16 protein-coding genes are annotated in these 20,682 nt (G+C 69.7%); 13 read left to right on the top strand and 3 right to left on the bottom strand.

Annotation, left to right across the window (positions count from 1 at the left end; all coding sequences use genetic code 11):
- Nucleotides 1–41 precede the first annotated feature (41 nt).
- The 13 genes from PLE19_03090 (at nucleotide 42) to PLE19_03150 (ending at nucleotide 13,271) form a co-directional block, all read left to right on the top strand.
- Complete coding sequence (locus tag PLE19_03090) at nucleotides 42–1,259, top strand: TIGR00300 family protein (GenBank protein HPD13902.1); 1,218 nt, start codon at nucleotides 42–44, stop codon at nucleotides 1,257–1,259.
- An 11-nt stretch (nucleotides 1,260–1,270) separates the two neighbouring features.
- Nucleotides 1,271–2,083 carry an amidinotransferase gene (locus tag PLE19_03095; protein ID HPD13903.1) on the top strand — a complete coding sequence of 271 codons (813 nt, stop codon included), beginning with the start codon at nucleotides 1,271–1,273 and terminating at the stop codon, nucleotides 2,081–2,083.
- Between the two features lie 111 nt (nucleotides 2,084–2,194).
- Nucleotides 2,195–3,355 (top strand): ADP-forming succinate--CoA ligase subunit beta, encoded by a 1,161-nt coding sequence (sucC, locus tag PLE19_03100; protein HPD13904.1) that lies wholly within the window; start codon nucleotides 2,195–2,197, stop codon nucleotides 3,353–3,355.
- A gap of 28 nt (nucleotides 3,356–3,383) precedes the next feature.
- Nucleotides 3,384–4,265, top strand: coding sequence for a succinate--CoA ligase subunit alpha (gene sucD, locus PLE19_03105; protein ID HPD13905.1), 882 nt, complete (start codon nucleotides 3,384–3,386; stop codon nucleotides 4,263–4,265).
- Complete coding sequence (locus PLE19_03110; protein HPD13906.1) at nucleotides 4,262–5,956, top strand: FAD-binding protein; 1,695 nt, start codon at nucleotides 4,262–4,264, stop codon at nucleotides 5,954–5,956. Before sucD ends, PLE19_03110 begins: the two co-directional genes overlap by 4 nt.
- Entirely contained in the window at nucleotides 5,956–6,684 is a 729-nt protein-coding gene (locus PLE19_03115; protein HPD13907.1) for a succinate dehydrogenase/fumarate reductase iron-sulfur subunit, read from the top strand. Before PLE19_03110 ends, PLE19_03115 begins: the two co-directional genes overlap by 1 nt.
- A 12-nt stretch (nucleotides 6,685–6,696) precedes the next feature.
- Complete coding sequence (locus PLE19_03120; GenBank protein ID HPD13908.1) at nucleotides 6,697–7,962, top strand: 3-isopropylmalate dehydratase large subunit; 1,266 nt, start codon at nucleotides 6,697–6,699, stop codon at nucleotides 7,960–7,962.
- Between the two features lie 149 nt (nucleotides 7,963–8,111).
- The gene (locus PLE19_03125) at nucleotides 8,112–8,612 is read left to right on the top strand and encodes a 3-isopropylmalate dehydratase small subunit (GenBank protein ID HPD13909.1); all 501 of its coding nucleotides are present in this window, start codon (nucleotides 8,112–8,114) and stop codon (nucleotides 8,610–8,612) included.
- A 1-nt stretch (nucleotide 8,613) separates the two neighbouring features.
- Nucleotides 8,614–9,621 (top strand): isocitrate/isopropylmalate dehydrogenase family protein, encoded by a 1,008-nt coding sequence (locus PLE19_03130; protein HPD13910.1) that lies wholly within the window; start codon nucleotides 8,614–8,616, stop codon nucleotides 9,619–9,621.
- 4 nt (nucleotides 9,622–9,625) lie between these two features.
- On the top strand, nucleotides 9,626–9,976 hold the full coding sequence (locus PLE19_03135) for a hypothetical protein (GenBank protein HPD13911.1): 351 nt from the start codon (nucleotides 9,626–9,628) through the stop codon (nucleotides 9,974–9,976).
- A gap of 3 nt (nucleotides 9,977–9,979) precedes the next feature.
- Nucleotides 9,980–10,957, top strand: a complete 978-nt coding sequence (locus PLE19_03140) for a thiamine pyrophosphate-dependent dehydrogenase E1 component subunit alpha (GenBank protein HPD13912.1) — start codon at nucleotides 9,980–9,982, stop codon at nucleotides 10,955–10,957.
- A gap of 4 nt (nucleotides 10,958–10,961) precedes the next feature.
- A complete protein-coding gene (locus PLE19_03145) occupies nucleotides 10,962–11,948 on the top strand; it encodes an alpha-ketoacid dehydrogenase subunit beta (GenBank protein HPD13913.1) in 987 nt (328 codons plus the stop codon).
- A gap of 12 nt (nucleotides 11,949–11,960) precedes the next feature.
- On the top strand, nucleotides 11,961–13,271 hold the full coding sequence (locus PLE19_03150) for a dihydrolipoamide acetyltransferase family protein (protein ID HPD13914.1): 1,311 nt from the start codon (nucleotides 11,961–11,963) through the stop codon (nucleotides 13,269–13,271).
- Nucleotides 13,272–13,339: 68 nt separating this feature from the next.
- Here PLE19_03150 and PLE19_03155 read toward each other — a convergent pair whose 3' ends face one another.
- From PLE19_03155 to PLE19_03165, 3 genes are all read right to left on the bottom strand, one after another.
- Entirely contained in the window at nucleotides 13,340–16,729 is a 3,390-nt protein-coding gene (locus PLE19_03155; GenBank protein ID HPD13915.1) for a S8 family serine peptidase, read from the bottom strand.
- A gap of 197 nt (nucleotides 16,730–16,926) precedes the next feature.
- Complete coding sequence (locus PLE19_03160; GenBank protein HPD13916.1) at nucleotides 16,927–18,033, bottom strand: citrate/2-methylcitrate synthase; 1,107 nt, start codon at nucleotides 18,031–18,033, stop codon at nucleotides 16,927–16,929.
- Between the two features lie 356 nt (nucleotides 18,034–18,389).
- On the bottom strand, nucleotides 18,390–20,378 hold the full coding sequence (locus PLE19_03165; protein HPD13917.1) for a DUF4832 domain-containing protein: 1,989 nt from the start codon (nucleotides 20,376–20,378) through the stop codon (nucleotides 18,390–18,392).
- Nucleotides 20,379–20,682 lie beyond the last annotated feature (304 nt).

Here is a 20,682-nt window from a genome sequence, read left to right on the forward strand (position 1 = left end):
ACGACACACAAGGCCAGCACGGCGAGGAAAAGGGGCGGCCAATGGCCCAGGAAGTCATCGAATTGCGCGGGCACCTGATCGACTCGCTGATCCTCCCGAGGGTGCTCGATGCGGTGATGGCGCATCGGGGCTGCTTCGAGATCCAGCGCATCCAGGTGGGCGTGCGCCCGGAGGACCCGAGCTTCGCCCGAATCCTGATCGCCCACAAGGACCCGCGCCGGCTCGAGGCGATTCTGCGAGCCGCCATGCGCCAGGGGGCGGAGCCCGTCGAACGCAAGCCCGCACGCCTCGCGCCCGCGCCGGCCGACGGCGTGTTCCCCGACGGCTTCTACGCCACGACCAACCTCGACACCTCGGTGTTCCTCGACGGACGCTGGGTGCGCGTGCGCCACCCCGAGATGGACTCGGGGATTCGCGTCGCCCCAACGCGGCGCCGCGCGGAGACCGTGAAGATGGGCGATGTGGGAAAGGGCGATCTGATCGTCGTGGGTCACGACGGGGTGCGCGTGGTGCCCGCCGAGAGCCGCCGGACGCCCAGCGACTTCGAGTTCATGGCCAGCGACGTTTCGACCGAGAAGCCCAAGGGCGCCCTGATCGGCAAGGTGGCCTCGCTGCTGCGAGCCGAGCGCGCCGCCGGCCGCCCGATCCTGTGGGTCTGCGGCCCGGCGGTCATCCATTCGGGCGCAGGCCCCCTGCTCGAGCGCCTCATCGCGGGCGACTTCGTGCAGACCCTCTTCGCCGGCAACGCGCTGGCGGCCCACGACATCGAGTGCGCGCTCCTCGGCACCTCGCTCGGCGTGTCGCTGCGCGAGGGCGCCGCGACCCGGGCCGGCCACGAGAACCACCTGCGCGCGATCAACTGCATCCGCCGCCTGGGCGGCATCCGCCAGGCCGTGCGGCGGGGCCTGCTCAAGTCGGGAGTGATGTACGCCTGCGTGAAACACGGCGTGGACTTCGTGCTGGCCGGTTCGATTCGCGACGACGGCCCGTTGCCCGAGGTCATCACCGACACCGTGCGCGCGCAGCGCGAGATGCGCCGGCGGGCGCGGAAGACGCGCCTGGCCGTCCTCGTGGCCACGCTCCTGCATTCCGTGGCCACAGGCAACATGCTCCCCGCCGCCACCCGCGTGGTGTGCGTGGACATTCAGCAGGCCGCGGTCACCAAGCTGCTCGACCGAGGCACGTTCCAAACCCTGGGCATCGTCACCGACGTCCAGCCCTTCTTCCGCGAACTGCTGATCGAGCTGGAGCTCGGCTAGGAGCCTGCCTCGTGCGGCCCGCGTTTCTGATGTGCCGACCCACCTTCTATGGAATCCACTATCGGATCAACCCCTGGATGGACCTGCGCCGGCAGGCCAACCGGGCCGTCGCACTGCGGCAGTGGCAGACTCTGCGCGAGGTGCTCGAGCACGAGTTCCGGGCCACGGTCCACCTGTGCCGCGCACGCCCGGGCCTGCCCGACATGACCTTCACGGCCAACGCCGGGCTGGTGCGCGGCCGCGTGTTCGTGCCCAGCCGCTTCCGTTACCCCGAGCGCGCCGGCGAGGAGCCGCACTTCACCCGCTGGTTCCGCCGCCGAGGCTATGCCGTGCGGCCTCTGGCGGGCGACGGCCGCTTCGAGGGGGCCGGCGACACGCTCTTCGTCGGCGACACGTTGTTTGCAGGCTACTACTTCCGCACCGATGTGCTCACCCACACGGCTCTCGGCGAGGCCTTGGGCGTGCGGGTGGTGTCGCTCCAGCTCGTGAACCCGCGCTTCTACCACCTGGACACCTGTTTCGCCCCGCTGGGCCGCGCGGCGGCGCTCTACTACCCCCGAGCGTTCGACGACTATGCGCGGCGCGTGCTCAAAGAGACCGTGGGCGACCTGGTGCCGGTGAACGACGCCGAGGCCCACGAGTTCGGCTGCAACGCGGTGGTGGCCGGGCGCCGAGCCGTTGTCTCCGAGCCTTGCCGGGAACTCGCCCGCGCCCTGAGGCGGCGCGGGTATGCCGTCTATGGGGCGAACTTTTCCGAGTTCATCAAGGCCGGCGGCGCCGCCAAGTGCCTCACCCTTCGTCTCGACGACGCCGGCGCCGGATGAAGCCAACTCTGAGGGACGTGCCAGCGTCGGCGCGTGCTCGTTGATTCCGCGCGCCGCTTGCCCTATAATGCGCGCGAGGCGGCGAGGCGGTTGTGCGCGAGGGAGCGCCGGGTGTACATCCACGAGTACCAAGCGAAGGCGGTGCTGACCCGGCACGGCATTGCCGTGCCCGTGGGGCGCGTGGCCCTCAGCGCCCAGCACGCCGGCGACGCCTACGAGGCGCTGCACCGCGAGCAGGCAGTGGTGAAGGCCCAGATTCACGCGGGCGGCCGCGGCAAGGCGGGCGGAATCCTGCGCGTCGCCAGCCGCTCCGAGGCCGAGGACGCCGCGCGGCGCCTGCTCGGCTCCACGCTCGTCACGAAGCAAACCGGCCCGCGTGGGCGCCGCGTAGACAAGGTGCTGGTCGAGGAGGCCCTCGACGTGGCGCGCGAGTGCTACGTGGGCGTGTGCCTGGACCGCTCTCGCGGCTGCCCCATGGTCATCGCGGCCGCCCGCGGCGGCGTGGAGATCGAGGCGCTCGCGGCCGCCGAGCCGGGCGCCGTGCTGCGCGAATACGGCAACCCGCTCACCGGGCTGATGCCTTTCCAGGCCCGCAAGCTGTTCGCCGGCCTCGGTCTGCCGCGCGAGCACCTGGGCGCCATGACGAAGCTGCTGTTGGCGCTGGCCGGCACCTTCGTAAATTGCGACTGCTCGCTCATCGAGCTGAACCCGCTGGCGCTGTGCGGCGACGGGCGCTTCGTGGCCGCCGATGTGAAGATGACCTTCGACGACAACGCCCTCAGCCGCCACCCGGACTTGGCCGACCTGCGCGACACGGCCCAGGAGGACCCGCGCGAGGTGGAAGCCCAGCGCTTCGACCTCAGCTACGTGGGCATGGACGGTTCGGTGGCCTGCCTGGTAAACGGCGCCGGGCTGGCGATGGCGACGATGGACCTCATTCGCCTGCACGGCGGCGAGCCGGCCAATTTCCTCGACGTGGGCGGCGCGGCCACGGCGGAGAAGGTGGCTGCCGCCTTCCGCATCCTGTGCCAGGACGCCCGTGTGCGGGCGATCCTCGTGAACATCTTCGGCGGCATCGTGCGGTGCGACCTGATCGCCGAGGGCATCCTCGAGGCCGCGAAGCGCACCGAGCTGCGCGTGCCCCTGGTCGTGCGCCTCGAGGGCAACAACGTGGAAAGGGGCCGCCAGGCCCTCGCCGAGTCGGGCCTGGCCATCGTGTCGGCCGCGTCCCTCGACGAGGCGGCCGCCAAGGCCGTGGAGCTGGCACGGTAGGGCGTGCTCACCGGCGCACGGAGACACTATGGGCATCCTCGCCGACTCCTCCACCCGCGCCGTCGTCCAAGGCATCACCGGCCACGCGGGCGCCTTCCACGCGCGGCGGATGGCGGGCTACGGCACGCAAGTCGTCGCCGGCGTCACCCCGGGCAAGGGCGGCGAGACGGTGGAGGGAGTGCCCGTGTTCGACACGATGGCCCAGGCCGTCGCTGCGACTGGCGCGAACGCCTCGGTGATCTTCGTGCCCGCGCCGTTCGCGGCCGACGCGATGATGGAGGCCGCGGACGCGCGGGTGGCGCTCGTCGTGTGCATCACCGAGGGCATTCCCGCCCTGGACATGGCCCGGGCGAGAGCCTATGCGCGCGAACGCGGCGTGCGGGTGATCGGCCCGAACTGCCCCGGCCTGGCCACGCCGCCCGACTGCAAGCTCGGGATCATCCCCGAGCGGATTCTCACGCCCGGCCCAATCGGCGTGGTCTCGCGAAGCGGCACGCTCACCTACGAGGCGATCTGGCAACTCTCGTGCCTGGGCCTCGGCCAGTCCACCGCCGTCGGCATCGGCGGCGACCCGATCGTCGGCAGCTCGTTCGTGGACGTTCTGGAGCTCTTCGAGCGCGATGACCACACGGCGGCCGTGGTGCTGATCGGCGAGATCGGCGGCAGTGCCGAGGAGGAGGTGGCGGAGTTCATCCGTACGCGCATGACCAAGCCTGTGGCCGCTTTCATCGCCGGCCGCACGGCCCCGCCGGGCAAGCGCATGGGGCACGCGGGGGCCATTGTGGCCGGCTCGGCGGGCACGGCGGACGAGAAGATTCGCGCGCTCACCGACGCCGGCGTGCGCGTGGCTGATAACCCCGCCCGCATCGGCGAGACACTCCAAAGCCTGTTGAAAGGGCGCCGACTGTGAAGCTGTGTGAAGGCGTGACGACCCACGATGCGCTCATCATCGGCAGCGGTCTCGCCGGCATGGCGGCCGCCATCGAAGCCCACGACGCGGGGGCCCGCGTGGCCATCCTGTCGAAGGTCCACCCCTTGCGGTCGCATTCCCAGGCGGCGCAGGGCGGCATCAACGCGGCCATCCGCCCCGACGACGACTGGCGCGACCACCGCTTCGACACCATCAAGGGCTCGGCCTGGCTGGCCGACCAGGACGCGGTGACCGTGCTTTGCCGCGAGGCCCCCGACGCCATCTGGTGGCTGGCCGCCTGCGGCGTGCCCTTCAGCCGCACGTCCGACGGGCTCCTCGCCCAGCGGCCCTTCGGCGGCCAGCGGCGCGACCGCACCTGCTACGCCGCCGACAAGACCGGCCACGACCTGCTCCACACCCTCTACGAACAGGTCCAGCGGCGCGGCATCACCGTCTACGAGGAGTTCTGCGTCACCCGCCTCGTTCCGGGCCAGGGCGGCTGGCCGAGCCTGGTGGCGTGGGACGTTTGCGGCGGCGCGGTGCGCGCGTTCGCCGCGCCGGCTATCCTCATCGCCACCGGCGGCGCGGGGCGCGTCTATGGGCAGAGCTCCAACGCGCTCATTAACACCGGCGACGGCGTGGCCATGGCCTGGCGGGCAGGGTTGCCCGTCGAGGACATGGAGTTCTTCCAGATTCACCCCACGGGCCTCCTCAACGGCATCCTGATGACCGAGGGCTGCCGTGGCGAGGGCGCCTACCTGGTGAACGCCAAGGGCGAGCGCTTCATGGAGCGCTACGCCCCGAAGTTCATGGAGCTGGCCCCCCGCGACCAGGTGGCCCGCGCGATCCAGACCGAGATCAACGAGGGCCGCGGCTTCCCGGGCTCGGGCGGCTACGTGCACCTGGACCTCCGCCACCTGGGCGAGGAGAAGATCGCGGCCCGCCTGCCGCAGATTCGCGAGATCGCCATCGCCTTCGGCGGCGTGGACCCTGTGAAGGAGCCGATCCCCGTTCGCCCGACCGTGCACTACACGATGGGCGGCATCGCCACCGACACCGACTGCCGCACCGAATGCCCCGGCCTCTTCGCCGCGGGCGAGGCCGCCTGCGTCAGCGTGCACGGCGCCAACCGCCTGGGCGGCAACTCGCTGCTCGAGGCCGTCGTCTACGGCCGCCGGGCCGGGCGAACCATCGCCGCCGCATCGCGCCCCGGCGGCCCGCCCACTGACGCGGCGGCGCGGGACGAGCACGCCCGCCTCATGGGCATCCTCCGCCGCGAAGGCGGCGAGCGCCCCGTGGCGGTCCGTACCGCGATGGAGGCCGCCATGCGCCGCAGCTTCGGCCTCTTCCGCAACCGCGAACTGATGAGCCAGGGCCTCGACGAAATCCTCGCCCTCCGTGAACGGGCCGAGCGCGTTGCCGTGCAGGACAAGGGGCGCACCTTCAACCACGACCTGTTCCTGGTCCTCCAGCTCGAGGCCATGCTCGACGTGGCCTGGATGTGCGCCGCCGGCGCGATCCGCCGCGAGGAGAGCCGCGGCTGCCACTACCGCAACGACTTCGAGAGGCTCGACAACGAGCGCTTCCTCAAGCACACCCTCGCCCGCCGGGCCCCCGACGGGAGCATGGCCCTGAGTTACAAAGCCGTGACGATTGAAGACATCACCCCTCAAGCGGAGGTGAAGTACTGATGCCAACCGCCACCTTCCGCATCCGCAGGCTCAATCCCGACGTCTCGCCCGAGCCCTTCTGGCAGGAGTTCGAGGCCGAATGGGGCCAGGGTGACGTGGTCCTCCACGCGCTCCACAGCATCCAGGAGACCCAGGACGGCACGCTGGCCTTCCGCTACAGTTGCCGCGGCGCCATCTGCGGCTCGTGCGCGATGCGGATCAACGGCGCGGCGGCCCTCGCGTGCAAGACGCAGATCGCCAGCCTCGACACCACCAGGCCCATCGTGCTCGAGCCGCTGCTCAACAGCCCGGTGCTCAAGGACCTGGTGGTGGACCAGGGGCCGTTCTTCGCGTCGCTGCGCAGCATCCTGCCCTGGCTCGACCCCGGCGGGCGCGACGCGCACGAGCCCTACACGCTCGAGGGACTGATGAGCCGCACCGACCGCGACCAGTTCCAGCGCTCGACCGACTGCATCATGTGCCAGAGCTGCTTCTCCGACTGCCCGAAGCGGCGCGAGGACCCCAGCTTCGTCGGCCCCGCCACGTGCCTGGCCGCCTACAAGCGCATCCACCATCCCCAGGCGCCCGACGTTGCGGAGCGCCTGCGGCGCGCCTGCGAGCCGGGCGGCGTGTTCGCCTGCGACCGCCACGCCAACTGCGTGAAGGTGTGCCCCAAGGACTGCCGCCCGATGCGGGCGATCCTCTTCCTCCAGCGCCAGGCGAAAGAGGCCGGCGTCGCGCCCGAGTAAAGGGGGAATGCCATGGGCAAGACCATTGCCGAAAAGATCCTCAGCGAGCACGCGGGCCACGAGGTCAAGGCTGGCCAGTACGCCGTGGTGAATGTGGATTTCACCTACGTGCAGGACGGCACGGGGCCCCTCACCGTGCGACAACTCGCCGCGATGGGAGTAGAGAAGCTCTTCGACCCGGCCAAGTGCGCGGTCTTCCTCGACCACGCCTCGCCCAGCCCGCGCCTCGAGCTGTCGAACGACCACAAGTTTCTGCGCGACTTCTGCCGCCGCACAGGCGCGATCCTGTCGGACATCGGCAACGGCATCTCGCACACGGTGGCCGCCGAGCGCTATGTGAACCCGGGCGACGTGGTGCTGGGCGCCGACTCGCACACCTGCACCACGGGCGCGCTCGGCGCCTTCGCCACCGGCATGGGCTCCACCGACATCGCCGTGGCCTTCGCCTTCGGTCAGACCTGGATGCGCGTGCCCGAGACCTTCCGCCTCGACTGCACCGGCCGCTTCCACAGGGGCGTGTACGCCAAGGACCTGATGCTCGACATCATCGGCCGCCTGCGGGCGGACGGCGCGACGTACAAGGCCCTCGAGTTCCTCGGCGACGCCATCGAATCGCTCTCGATGGCCGGCCGGATGTCGCTCGCCAACATGGCCGTCGAGTGCGGCGCCAAGGTGGGCCTCGTGCCGCCCGACGAGACGACCCGCCAGTACCTCGAAGCCGCCGGCCGCGGCGACAAGTTCCGCATCCTCCGCGCCGACCCCGATGCCATCTACGAGCGGATCGAGGCCTTCGACGTCAACGCCCTCCGCCCGATGGTCGCCAAGCCGCACTTCGTGGACAACGTGTGCGCCGTCGAGGACGTGAAGGACGAAGTGAAGGTGGACCAGGTGTTCATCGGCACCTCGACGTGCGGGCGGCTGGAGGACTTCCAGATCGCCGCGCGCATTCTGAGGGGAAAAAGGCTCGCGCCCGGCGTGCGCCTCATCGCCACGCCCGGCTCGCGCAAGGTCTACCTGGACGGGTTGGCCGACGGCACATTCGCGACCCTCATGGAGGTCGGCGGCGTGGTGACCGGCCCGGGCTGCGGCGCCTGCGTGGGCGTGCACGAGGGCGTGCTGGCCGACGGCGAGGTGTGCATCTCGACCCAGAACCGCAACTTCCGGGGGCGAATGGGCAACCCCAACGCCTTCATCTACCTGGTGTCGCCGGCCACTGCCGCGGCGTCAGCGGTCACGGGGAGGCTCACTGACCCGAGAGAGTTCTCGGATGCCTTGTGAGAGGATGATTGGATGAATGGATGGTTGGATGAAAGGGAGGAAGAACGGGAGAGCCTGGGCTTCCGCAGCTTGCTCTTCTCATTCATCCACTCCTCCACCCATCCATTCATCCCCTCTCCGCTCGCCTCCGACCTGAACAGGGGCAACCAATGATCATCAAAGGCAAAGCCTGGAAGTTCGGCGACGGAATCAGCACCGACCACATCGCCCCCGGCCGCCTGTTCCACCTGCGGTCCAATCTGCCCGAGCTCGCGAAGCACTGCCTGGAGGACGCGCGGCCCGAGTTCGCCTCGAAGGTTCAGAAGGGCGACTTCGTGGTCGGCGGGCGCAACTTCGGCCAGGGCTCCAGCCGCGAGCACGCGCCCATCGTCATCAAGCTCTGCGGCGTCGGCGCCGTGCTCGCCAAGGGCTTCGCGCGCATCTTCTTCCGAAACTGCGTCAACGTGGGCCTCCCCGCGCTCATTCTGGACACCGACTCGATCAGCGAAGGCGACGAGCTGGAAGTGGACCTCGCCACGGGCGTGGTGAGGAACCTCACGAAGGGGACGGAAACCGCCACGCCACCGCTGCCGGCCGTGATGCGGCACATCATTGCCGATGGCGGCCTGGTCGAACACATCAGGAAGCATGGCAGGCTGAAGCTGGATTGACATGAGCACCACCCCGATCACCCTCATCCCAGGCGACGGCATCGGGCCTGAGGTCATCGAGGCCGCTGTGCGCGTGGTCGAGACCCTGTGCCCCGACGTGCGCTGGGAGCGCTATCCCGCCGGGCAACCGGCCTGCAACGAGACGGGCGAGTTCCTGCCGGAGGCGTTGCTGGACTCCGTGCGCCGCAACCACATCGCGCTCAAGGGGCCGGTCACCACGCCCGTCGGCTGCGGCTTCCGCAGCGTGAATGTGGCGCTGCGCAAGAAGCTGGCGCTCTACGCGGGCGTGCGCCCGGCCAGGAACCGCCCCGGTCTCGCCTCGCGTTACGCGGGCGTGGACATCGTGGTCGTGCGCGAGAACACCGAGGGCCTCTACGCTGGCATCGAGCACGAGCTGCTGCCCGGCATCGTCGAAACCGTCAAGGTCACCACCGAGGTGGCCAGCCGCCGCATCGCGGCCTTCGCGTTCGACTTCGCCCGCCGCTGGGGCCGCCGCCGAGTGACCGTGCTTCACAAGGCCAACATCATGAAGCTCACCGACGGCCTGTTCCTGGCCTGCGCGCGCGAGGCCGCGAAGAGCTATCCCGATGTCGCCTTCGAGGAGCTCCTGCTCGACAACGCCTGCCTCCAGCTCGTCACCGACCCGTCGCGCTTCGACGTGTTGCTCACCGACAGCCTGGTGGGCGACCTCGTGTCGGACCTGTGTGCCGGCCTCGTGGGCGGCATCGGCCTGGCGGCCGGGATGAACGTGGGCGACGGCTGCGCCGTGTTCGAGGCCGTGCACGGTTCCGCACCCGACATCGCGGGCACGGGCCGCGCCAACCCGCTCGCCGCCATCCTCACCGCCGCCCTGATGCTGCGGCACCTGGGCAGAACACGCGAGGCCGAACGCGTGGAGGCGGCCGTGGACGCGATTCTTCCCGACCCGGCGTCGCTGACGCCTGACCTCGGCGGCACGGCTACGACCCGCGAGGTCGCCGACGCCGTCTGCCGGAAGCTCCAGGAGTGAACGAATGGCGCGGTCCGAAATCTATGCCGGCATCTGTGGATTCAGGACCCTGGTGCGCGCGGCCAGCGCCGACGGCCGGCACGTGCGCCTGAAGGTCGAGAGCCAATGCCCCGACGTGCTGCGCATCCGCAAGCGTCTCGAGGCCCTCACGCTCGACGCCTACACCGAGGTCGGCCCGTGCGACCAGCCCGGCGGCGCCAAGAAGTCCCAGATCTCCGACCTGTGCCGCGAACTGCCCCATCTGGCCTGCCCTGTGCCCCCGGGCATCTTCAAGGCCCTCGAGGTGGCGGCCGGCCTGGCCCTGCCGCGCGACGCCAGCATCCGTGTGTTCCGCGACGACGAACAGGAAGGGTGAGCCGTGGAACTCCGCCCAGGCGAACTGCTTGATCTGTACTACTACATGGTCCTCAGCCGCACGTTCGAGGAGCGGGTCTCCACCCTCTACAAGCAGGGGCGCGTGCAGGCGGGCGTGTTCTCCGGCATCGGGCAGGAGGCGATCTGCGTGGGCACCTGCTACGGCCTGGAGGACGAGGACTTCGTGGCCCCGGCGCACCGCGACACGGGCGTCTTCCTCGTCAAGGGCGTGTCGCCGCGGGCCATCATGGCCCAGCTCTACGGCCGCAAGACCGGGCTCTCGGGCGGCAAGGATTCGGCGCTTCACGCGGGCGAGCCCGAGCTGAACGTGTTCGGCACCACCAGCATGCTGGGCGCGCAGATCTGCGTGACCACCGGCGCGGCGCTGGCCTTCAAGATGCGTAAACAGCCGCACGTGGCCGTGAGCTACTTCGGCGAGGGGGCGGCCGCGCGCGGCGACTTTCACGAGGCGCTCAACTTCGCGGGCGTCCACCGCCTCCCCTGCATCTTCGTGTGCGAGAACAACCACTACGCCTACTCCACCCCGCTCCACCTCCAGATGGCCTGCGAGAGCTTGGCCGACCGCGCCCTGGGCTACGGCTTTGCCGGCAAGGTGGTGGACGGCAACGACATCCTGGCCGTGTGGAAGACGATGCGCGAGGCGCTCTATCGCGCGCGCACGGGCGCCGGCGCCACCCTCGTCGAGTGCATGACCTACCGCTGGCACGGCCACAGCGAGCACGATGTGGCCATGTACCGCACCGAGGAGGAGTTCATCGAGTGGAAGAGCCGCGACCCGATCCCCCGCTTCGAGGTCTACCTGCGCGAGAAGCGCCTGCTTACCGATGAAACCCGCCAGCAGGTCGCGGAGCAAGCGAAAGCCGTCGTCGCTGACGCGGTGGACTTCGCGGAGAAGAGCCCTGAACCCACGGCAGAAGACGCAGCCACCAATGTCTTCGGCCCGTCGCAGGCAGCGGAGTAGGCCAATGCCAGAGATCACATACATCCAAGCCATTTCCGACGCTCTCCGCGAGGAGATGGAGCGCGACGAGCGGGTCTTCATCCTTGGCGAGGACGTGGGGGCCTACGGCGGCGCCTTCGGGATCACAAAGGGCTTCGTCGAGAAGTTCGGCTTCTACCGCTGCCTCGACACCCCGATCAGCGAGTCGCTCATCGTCGGCGCCGCGATCGGCGCGGCCCTCCTGGGCTTCCGCCCCGTGGCCGAGATGCAGTTCGCCGACTTCATCTCGTGCGGCTTCGACCAGATCTGCAACCAGGCGGGCACCCTCCGCTACCGCTACGACGGGCGGGTGAGCTGCCCCATCGTCGTGCGCGCGCCCTCGGGCGGCGGCGTGCGCGGCGGGCCCTATCACTCGCAGAACCCCGAGGGCTGGTTCTGCCACACGCCCGGCCTCAAGATCGTCGCTCCCGCCTTCCCCGACGACGCGAAGGGCCTGCTCAAGGCCGCCATCCGCGACGACGACCCCGTGCTCTACTTCGAGAACAAGTACCTCTATCGCCGCATCAAGGGCGAGGTGCCCGAGGGCGACTGGGCGACGCCCCTCGGCCAGGCCCGCCTGGTGCGCGAGGGGCACGACGTGAGCGTGATCGCCTACGGCTCCGCCGTCCACCACGCGCTCGCCGCCGCCGAGGCGCTGGAGAAGGACGGCGTGAGCGCCGAGGTGCTCGACCTCCGCAGCCTCGTGCCCCTCGACAAGCCGGCCGTGCTCAACACCGTGCGGAAGACCAGCCACGCCGTGATCGTGCACGAGGACTGGCTCCGCTGCGGCTTCGGGGCCGAGCTGGCCGCTCTCCTGGCCGAGGAGGCGCTCGACTCGCTCGACGGCCCCATCGTGCGGGTCGGCAGCCAGGACACCCCGATCCCCTTCGCCCCCGTGCTCGAGCAGGCGCACCTGCCGAACCCCGAGAAAATCATCGCCGCCGTCCGCAAAGCCCTTCGGTCCGATACGTGAGGAACCCGCCCCATGCCAACTGACGTCGTGATGCCGCACATGGGCGAATCGGTGGTCGAGGGCAAGGTCCTCGCCTGGCTCAAGCGCCCGGGCGACCCCGTGGAAGCGGACGAGCCCCTGGTCGAGATCGAGACCGACAAGATCACCGTCGAGGTCCCCTCCCCTTCCGCCGGCGTGCTGCTGGAGGCCCTCGCGCGAGAGGGCCAGATGGTCAAGGTCGGCGAGCGGGTCGCCATCGTCGGCGCAAAGGGCGAGAAGCCCGCCGAGGAGCCGGCTCCCGCCCCCAAGCCGACACCACAGGCGCGTCCGGCGCCGGCGGCCCGGCCTGCGCCGCCCCCGAAGCCTGCGGCCCCTGCGCCGCCCGAGCCGCCCAAGCCGGCACCCGAGCCGCCTGCGCTGAAGGAAGCGCCGGCCGCCGGCGCCGCCGAAACGCCGTTGGAGACCGGCGCGCTGGGCGTCTACGCCTCCCCCGCCGTTCGCCGCTTCGCCCGGGAATCCGGGGTGGACCTTCGCACCGTCCAGGGCACGGGCCGTCTCGGCCGCATCACGCGCGAGGACGTGGAGCGCGCGCTCCAGCCCGCCCCGGCCGCCCCCGCGCCGCCCGAGGCAGCTGCCGCGAAGCCGCGGACACCCGACGTGGACCAGGAACTCGTGCCCCTCACGCCCATGCGGCGGGCCATCGCTGAGCACATGGTGCGCAGCAAGACAGTCGCGCCCCACGTCACCACCGTGGCCGAGGCCGACATGACCGCGGTGGCGGCCCTGAAGGACGAGTGGCGCGCCGCCTTCGGCGAGCAGGGCGTCAAGCTCACCTACACCCCCTTCGTCCTCAGCGCCGTCGCCCGCGCCCTGAGGGACCATCCTGAGCTGAACGCCGAGTGGACCGACAAGGGCATTCTGCTGAAGTACCGCATCCACCTGGGCGTGGCCGTGGCCGTGGAGAACGGCCTCGTCGTGCCGGTGATCAAGGACGCCGATCGCCTGTCGCTCGTGGAGTTGGCGCGCGCGGCGCAGACGCTCGCCGAGAAGGCGCGCGCGGGCAAGATCGCCCCGGGCGACCTCTCGGGCGGCACCTTCACGATCACGAACCCGGGCGTCTTCGGCGCCGTGCTCTCCACGCCGATCATCCATCAGCCGCAGGCGGCCATCCTCGCCACCGGCCGCATCGCCGAGGTGCCCGCGGTCATCAACAACGGCATCGCCATCCGCAAGCGGATGTTCCTCTCCCTCTCCTACGATCACCGCATCGTGGATGGGGCGGCTGCCGCACGCTTCCTGCAACGCATCCGGGAGATTCTCGAGAAGGCCGACTTCCAGGCCTGACGCCCCACCCGCGCCGCCCGCACGCGCCGCGCGGCGGGCAGGGCCGGCCGCGCGGCAGAGCCCCCGGGCTACGAAAGCGTGACCGTTGCGCTGGCTTTCACGCTCTCCACCAGCTCGAAGGTGTCCAGGTCGAAGTAGTTCAGGGAGACCTCCACCGTGACCACCTGGGGCAGCGCGGTGCGTCGCAGATGATGTTCGGTGTGGAAAGAGAAGCGGGTGGACGCAGGGTCGCCCTGCTCCCGATAGAAGGGGCCCGCCCCGGCCTCGCCCTTGCCTGTCCAGCCGTTCATCGTGAAGTCCCACACGACGTAGTTCTCGCCGAAGCCGAAGAGCGACAGCACGGGACCGGAAGCCGTGCCCGAGAACCTGACTGCGTAGTCCACCCAGTACTGGTCCTGGTACGTCACCTCGATGATGGGCGGGTCGAGGCTGATGGCCAGGTTGCCCTGCTCGTTGTCGCGGTTGACCAGGGCCACGTCTGCGGGGTCGAGGCCGTTGTAGACGGGGTCGGCGCTCACGGCGGGCAGGAGCACGATGGTGTACGGCTGGTCGCCATCAATGAGGCGGTCGTCCACGCCCGTCACCGTCACGGTCTGGGGCAGGTTCCAGTTCAGGGGCGTGAAAACGAGGGCTTTCTTCGGAGCCAGGCCCTCGGTGGGGTCGGAGCTTGCGAACGAGACCGTGACATTGGCGGTCGGCTGCGAGTTGAGCGCGACGGTGAACGTGGCCTTCCCGCCCGCCTCGGTGGTGACGAGCCCCGTGGTCGGGGCCACGGTGAAGCCGGCGGGCGGCGCGATGGCGTTCGCCACGTCCAGGGCCGCCTGAAGCACATCGGGGTCGCAGGGGTCTTCGATGACGGGGACGGCGATCTGCTGCCCGGGCGCGCCGGGCCTCGGCACGTTGCGCAGCGGCGCCACGTCGGGATGGAAGAGAATCTGGCGAATCTGGTCGAGGGTCAGGTCGGGGCGGCTCGCGCGGATCTGACTCACGAGATATTGCACCTGCGGGGCGGCGAAGGACGTGCCCGGCGTCGCCGCCGGAACGGGCACATAGAGGATGCTTCCCGCGACGGTGGAGTAGTTGGAGTAGCCGGCGATGTTGCCGGAGGCATCCAGGGCGCCCACCTCGATGATCTGCCGCGCGGCCCCGGGGTGCAGGTTCAGCCCGTTGGCCAGCACGGAACTCAGGTCGGTGGAGCCGTTGCCGGCCGCGTGGATGATCAGGGCGTCCGCCACGCCTCTGACGCCCGACTCCAGGATCGCCACAATCTGGCTGCGGTAGACCTCGGCGAGGCTCTGGTTGTAGGTCTTCCAGCCGTCGGCGGGGGCCGGCGGCGGGTTGTCTCTCGCCCATTCCTCGGGCGTGTACTCGCCGTTGCCCCACGAGAGGTTGATGGTGGCGGGCTGGCCCAGCTCGGCGGCGCGCTGGATGACGGCTGCGATGCTCGCGATGTCGCACACGGCAGTCGTTCTCGCCTCCCCGTCCACGAGAATGGACGGGATCGCCACCGTGCTGTTGGCCGCAGTGATCGCGGGGTTCGACTGGTATAGCTCGTAGCCGTTGGTGCGGTAGTAGTTCACCACATCGGCGTGCGTGGCCCCGAGCGCGGGGTTGCTGGTTTCCTTGAAGCTCCCGTCGGGGTTGGTGTCGAGACGGCCGTCGCTTGTCAGGAGAAAGTACGTGAGAGGCTTGCCGTTCTGGTCCCACGACACGGCCATCGGTTTGCCCGCGGCCTCGAGCACGATGTTTCCGGTCTCCATGCCGCTCAACCCGGGGATCACCGCGGAGTCCACGGCCGACCAGTTGGTGGGGATCGTGAGCTCCTGCGGAGCCGTCAGGAGGTTGGGCGAGGCCGAGGTCACGAGGCCTGCCAAGGCGCTGATGAACGCGGCCTCTTGGCCGGGCGTGACCTTGGCCCAGTAGAGGCCCGTGGCCGGGAGCAGGGCGAAGAGGGCGCCTCCCCGGGCCTCCACGATCTTCTCCATCCTGGCCAGCGAGGTCTTCCAGGGATTGACGGCGATCTGGACCTCGCCGGCCTGCGCCAGGGCCTGGAGGGCGTTCCCCTGGAAGTCCTGCCAGCCGACGATCTGCGCGGCGCCGGGCGAGTCCAGGTCCCAGGCGGCATCCTTCAGGGGCCAGGCGCCGGGTTGGGGGCTCACGATCACGTGGAAATCGCCCCAGGCCTGGTCCGCCCCGCCGCTGGGCGCCCACGCGAAGGCTGGGTTGGCGGAGGCGACCGACTTCACGGCCGTGGCGCTGATGCCGAAGAACAGCCCGGAAACGTCGGCCGCGAGGGCCGCGGCCTTCACGCTCCCCACGGCCCCGTTGACGAGCACAAGGCCGTCCCGGAACGTTCCGCTCAGGCTCACCTTGCCGAGGGCAGGCTTGCCCGCGGCCACCCCCTCGCCCGAGACCGTGACGTCGGCCGCGAAGTCGCCGGCAACGCCCAGGGTCTTGTCGCCTCTGGTTGCGATGCTGGCGATGTTCGGGGCGAAGATGTCGGCCAGCCCGATTCGTGCGGCGGAAAGGCTCGCCAGAGAACTGCCGATGTCTATGGTGGTGCCGTCGCCGATCTCGCGAGCCACGATGCTGGACCGCTGGGCGGGCACGCCGCCGGCCAACACGTCGGCGCCGTTCACGAGGTCGCGGACGGCCACCGCCCCGAGGAACCCGCCGAGGTCAATCCCCTCGCCGGCCAGGTTCACGGCCTTGGCGCTGATGCCTCGCAGGGCTTCGGTGCCCTGCGTGCCCCGGATGGCGCCGAGGGTGCACTGGCCGTCGCCGCCCTTGACCGCAATCGTCAGCGCCGACGCCGCGTCGGTGCCGGTCAACACCACGTCGAGCCGCCCGTTGTCAGCCACCAGCTCGCCGAAGCCGGCTCCGCTGAGCGCGAAGGTCACCACCGAACCGTCGGCGTCGGTGGCCGTCAGCCGCACGCCCGTCCTGCCGGCGAATGTGCCGAACCTGTGGGCCAGCGCGATGGGGGCGCTGGTCGCGGCCACGTTGTTCGACGGGTCGTCGCCGGGGATAGCCTGCCCAGGATCAACGTCTGCCAGAACAAAGTAGCTGCCGGGCGGGGCATCGGCCGGAATGACCAGCGAGACGGTGTAGGCCCGCGACATTCCAGGCCCGAGGCTCACCGCCTGCTGGGCGAGCGCCGCAACGGGGACGTCGCTGCTCCCGGGCGTCTTGTCCAGCGTCGCGTCGGCGGAGGCATACAGGTGGATGTCCATGCGGCCGACGGCCGGCTGGTCGCCCTGATTGGTCACCAGGACGGAGAAGGCGACTCGGTCGCCGGGGACCACCTGGGCCGGCGGGGCGATGGCGCTGACGGTTGCCGTGAGGTCTGCGCTGAGGAGGACGCGGGGTTCCAGGGGTTCCAGAGACAGGGTTCTCTTGACGCACGCTGGCGCGCTGGCGGGCGCGCCTTTTTGCCGACGCGGATTGTCGAGTCCCACGCTACACCCTTCGTGTCTGCGCAGAGACCGCCCCACATAGCACCCCGGCTCTCTGCTGTGCCATAGTGGAGTCGTATTATCGGCTTTTCGGCGGGTGGCGTCAAGCGCGTTATCGCGATTGGGTATAGCGTGGTCATTTGCTCTACTAGAATCGCCTGGGCGACGATGGCACGCGCCCAGGCCGCCTGGGCACAGAATCAGCGCGCCTCGACACGGAGCCCGAGGGGGCCTGTGTAGTTGCTCAGGGGCCGGATGAGGCGGTTGTTGGCGTATTGCTCGAGCACGTGCGCGGTCCAGCCCACGACGCGCGAGATGGCGAAGATCGGGGTGAAGAGGTCGTTGGGAATGCCCAGCATGTGATACACGCTGGCCGAGTAGAAGTCCACATTGCAGTCGAGGCCCTTCTCGTTGGCCATGACCTCTTCGATGGTGGCCGAGATGTCGGCCCAGCGGGTCTGCCCGAGCTTCTCGCCGAGCGTGCGGCACCACTGGCGCAGGACGGCGGCGCGCGGGTCGCCGGTCTTGTAGACGCGGTGGCCGAAGCCCATCACCTTCTTCTTGGCGGCGAGGAGGCCCTTGATGTAGTCGGCGGCCTTGGCCGGTTCGCCGATCTGTTCGAGCATCTCCATGACGTGCTGGTTGGCGCCGCCGTGGAGCGGGCCGCGCAGCGCGCCGATGGCGCCCGTGATGGCCGAGTAGAGGTCGGAGAGGGTCGAGGCGATGACGCGGGCCGTGAAGGTGGAGGCGTTGAAGCCGTGGTCCACGTGCAGGATGAGGCAGTCGTCGAAGACCCGCTCGAAGAGGTCGCTGGGGCGCGTGCCGGTGAGCATGTAGAGGAAGTTGCCGGCGTGCGAGAGGCCCGGCTCGGGGCGCACGGGCGGCAGGCCGCGGCGAATCCTGTGGATCGAGGCCACGATGCTGGCCACCTGGGCCGTCAGTTCCTCGGCGATCTCGAGGTTCACCCCCGCCTCGGGGCTCTCGGCCCGCGGGTCGCTGAGGCCGATGATCGAGACGCACGTGCGCAGCACCGACATCGGCGGGGCCGACGCGGGCAGTTCGGTGAGCACGTGGGCCATCTGCTCCGAGAGGGGCCGGTGGGCGGCGAGCGTGCGCTTCAGCGCGTCCAGTTCCGTCGCCGTGGGCAGCGCGCCGCGCCAGATGAGATGCGCCACCTGCTCGAACGTGCAGTTCGCCGCGAGGTCCTGGACCTCGTAGCCGCGGTAGATGAGGTGGCCCCCCTGGCCGTCCACGTGTGAGATCGCCGAATCGGCGGCGATGATCCCCTCGAGTCCTGCCTTCTCCATTGTGCGCCCCCCTTTCCACAAAGGTTGGTTCGGGCACCGGCGTCCGCCGTCGCCTGCACAGTTTCTACCCCTATGGTAGCCGATGGCGCGCGCGGCGGCAACGTTTTTCCGGGCGCGAAACTGTGCTGTTCTCGCCACTCCGGCCGCGAGCCTGTTTGCAGCGGCCGGAACCACGCGGCGTCGGCCAGGGCCTCCAGCGTAGCCGCAGGCGTCCCCGCTTGCGGTGGTTTTCGACAAGCGAGATGCCTACCGCGACGCCAGACCCCACAGGCTGATTCGCGGCCGGCGCCGTATGTTCAACTCGCGTGCACCAGAAGGCATGGGGAGGCTGGACCGGTGCTGTACCGGACGGGCACCTATCTTGCCACCTTGAGCCGGGGGTTGGCGAGGTCGAAGGTGCCCTCGACGCCGCGTGGGAGACTGAAGCGCAGGGTGGTCTCGTCCTTGAACCTGGTCTTGATCTCGAACTCGATGGCGTGCTCTTGCCATTGCTCGGTCAATGGAATCTGGGCTTCCGCGGAGACGCGACGCCAGTCGTCCGCCAGCTCAAGCGTCACAGACTGGCCGGGCGTGCCCCGCACGTGGAAGGCGAAGCGATAGCGGCCGGGGTCGAGCTTGGCGCCATTGCCGAAGGTGTAGTTGAGGCTGGAGCCTTCGCCGAAGTCACCTGTCACGCGGATGACGCGGCTGGCGCCGGGGCCGTCGGGGAGGATTTGTTTCTCCAGGCCGTCGCCCTGCGTTCTCAGGACCCAGTAGCGCCAGGGGTTGATGAGTTCGATGTGCGGATCGGGAGTCCACGGCGCCGCCGCTCTCACCGGCGGCAGGGGCGGCGCCTTCACTGCCAGCAGCCTCTCGGGCACTGTGTAACGGAGGCTGTCATCGAAGGCGGGGTCGTCGAAGGCCACCTGGTCCAAAGCAGCGTCCACCGGTGCCTCGCCGATGCCGATGAGGCCGAGCGGATGCCAGCCGCCGCGGAAGTAGTTCGCGATGGCGAACCGGGCGCTCGGCAACATGCCGCCCTGGCGATCCAGGATGGCGAGGGCGAGGAAGTATGGCCCCTGCCTGATGTCCGCCGGCAGCGTGGCGAATCCTTCGTCGCGATGCGGCGCGGCGGGGCGGCGATAGGCGAAGGCCGCACTGTCCCAGTCCTCGCCGGGCAGCCACTGGCGAATGTCCACACCGGCCAGTGGTGCCGACCAGACGGGTTTCCTCGTCGCGGGATCGAGGAGCGCGACGGCCACGGGCCAGTCGAGATAGAACGGTGCGCTGCCCGTATTCCGCACGGCCAGCCGCACGGTCAGCTTGCCGCCGGGCTGCACGGCGCGCGGGTAGCTCACCGCATCGAGCACGAAACGGTAGCCGAAGGCCTTCTGAAGCTCTGCCGCGCCCGCCAGCACCTCGCGGTCCGAGTCGTCGTAGCCGCTGATCCAGCCGAGGTAGCTCGCGTGATAGCGGCGGATCTTGTCCAGCATGTAGCGGCGGTAGGCTGGCACCTTCATCGTCTCATCGGGCGTGCGTCCGAAGGTCGCCTCTGGCTTCGCGCTCTCGCGTTGCTGCTGCCAGTTGTACTCCACCTCGCCCTCGATGGGAGCGCGTTTCCAGAGGTCGCGGTACACGTGCGTGGCCTGCCAGGGGAACTGCTCCTTGGGGCCTGCGGGCGGCTCGCGGGTGAGGGTGGCAAAGGTGTCGTAGTAGATGCCGAACCCGGCCTGCATGAACTCCGCGTCATGGTGCCGGACGAGCACGGGCTTATGCCTGAACGCCTTCTGGAACGCCTCTGCCAGCAGGCGCCGCTGCTCCGCTGTCGGCGCGGGATTGTGGTGCTCGCCAAAGCGGCCGATGAGGCCCATCTGCACGGCGAAGACACGCGGGTCCTCGTCCCAGGCCTGGCCGAGCTTCGCCACCAGCCGCCTCAGCCGCTCCTGGAACGCCGGGCTGTCGTAGTCGAAGGTCTGCAAGTCGGCGGGCCAGTGCTGCTTTCCCGGAGACCCATCCCAGTCGAGATACACGCGCGGCACGAGCTTGACATTCAGGTCCTCGAAGCGCCTGCCCCTGGCTTGAGTGATCGTGTTCGTATGGGCGATGATGCGCTCCACAGTGTCCTCCGCGCTGACTTCGATGTCATTCCACCTGATATACTGGCGCTTCAGGAGGCCGTAGCCATTCTTCTTGTAGTCGCGGAAGCCTTTGAGGGGGTTGTTGATCGCGCCCTGGAACTCGGGCGGCGCCACCGTGACCCAGCCATTGCGAATGGAGGTGCTGCCGGCCGACGGCGCGTTCGCGGCCTGGGCCGCCGCCCACACGGACCCGACGAAGGCCAGCACAAGTTCCCTGGGCACTCTCACTTGCGGAAGCCCTTCTCGGAGGCGGAGCGTCTGCCGCGGGACGTCCCGGACTTCGCTGAAATGGAGATGACGGCCCGGCGAATCATCTTAGACCACCTCCCTCCTGGGCGCAAGCTCGGCTTCCGGACGACCCCGCCCCACAGCCCCGGTCGCACGCCAATCGCCCGTTCTCGGGCCTCCACCCATACTTGCTCATCGTCCGGACACACCCGGTATGGCCGGAACATCTTTCTCTCGTCCCTACGCTCTGCGTAGGGACGGGCCTCTTGGCCGCTCCGCGGCCTCTTCGTCAGCGAAAAGAACC

The sequence above is a fragment of the Planctomycetota bacterium genome, assembly GCA_035384565.1.
Lineage (GTDB): Bacteria > Planctomycetota > PUPC01 > DSUN01 > DSUN01 > DAOOIT01.

Bases quoted from the DNA above. Each gene is read 5' to 3' on its own strand.
- PLE19_03125 (HPD13909.1), top strand. From the start codon at position 8,112: ATGATCATCAAAGGCAAAGCCTGGAAGTTCGGCGACGGAATCAGCACC.
- PLE19_03090 (HPD13902.1), top strand. From the start codon at position 42: ATGGCCCAGGAAGTCATCGAATTGCGCGGGCACCTGATCGACTCGCTG.
- PLE19_03130 (HPD13910.1), top strand. From the start codon at position 8,614: ATGAGCACCACCCCGATCACCCTCATCCCAGGCGACGGCATCGGGCCT.
- sucD (HPD13905.1), top strand. From the start codon at position 3,384: ATGGGCATCCTCGCCGACTCCTCCACCCGCGCCGTCGTCCAAGGCATC.
- PLE19_03160 (HPD13916.1), bottom strand. From the start codon at position 18,033: ATGGAGAAGGCAGGACTCGAGGGGATCATCGCCGCCGATTCGGCGATC.
- PLE19_03115 (HPD13907.1), top strand. From the start codon at position 5,956: ATGCCAACCGCCACCTTCCGCATCCGCAGGCTCAATCCCGACGTCTCG.
- PLE19_03145 (HPD13913.1), top strand. From the start codon at position 10,962: ATGCCAGAGATCACATACATCCAAGCCATTTCCGACGCTCTCCGCGAG.
- PLE19_03150 (HPD13914.1), top strand. From the start codon at position 11,961: ATGCCAACTGACGTCGTGATGCCGCACATGGGCGAATCGGTGGTCGAG.
- PLE19_03120 (HPD13908.1), top strand. From the start codon at position 6,697: ATGGGCAAGACCATTGCCGAAAAGATCCTCAGCGAGCACGCGGGCCAC.
- PLE19_03135 (HPD13911.1), top strand. From the start codon at position 9,626: ATGGCGCGGTCCGAAATCTATGCCGGCATCTGTGGATTCAGGACCCTG.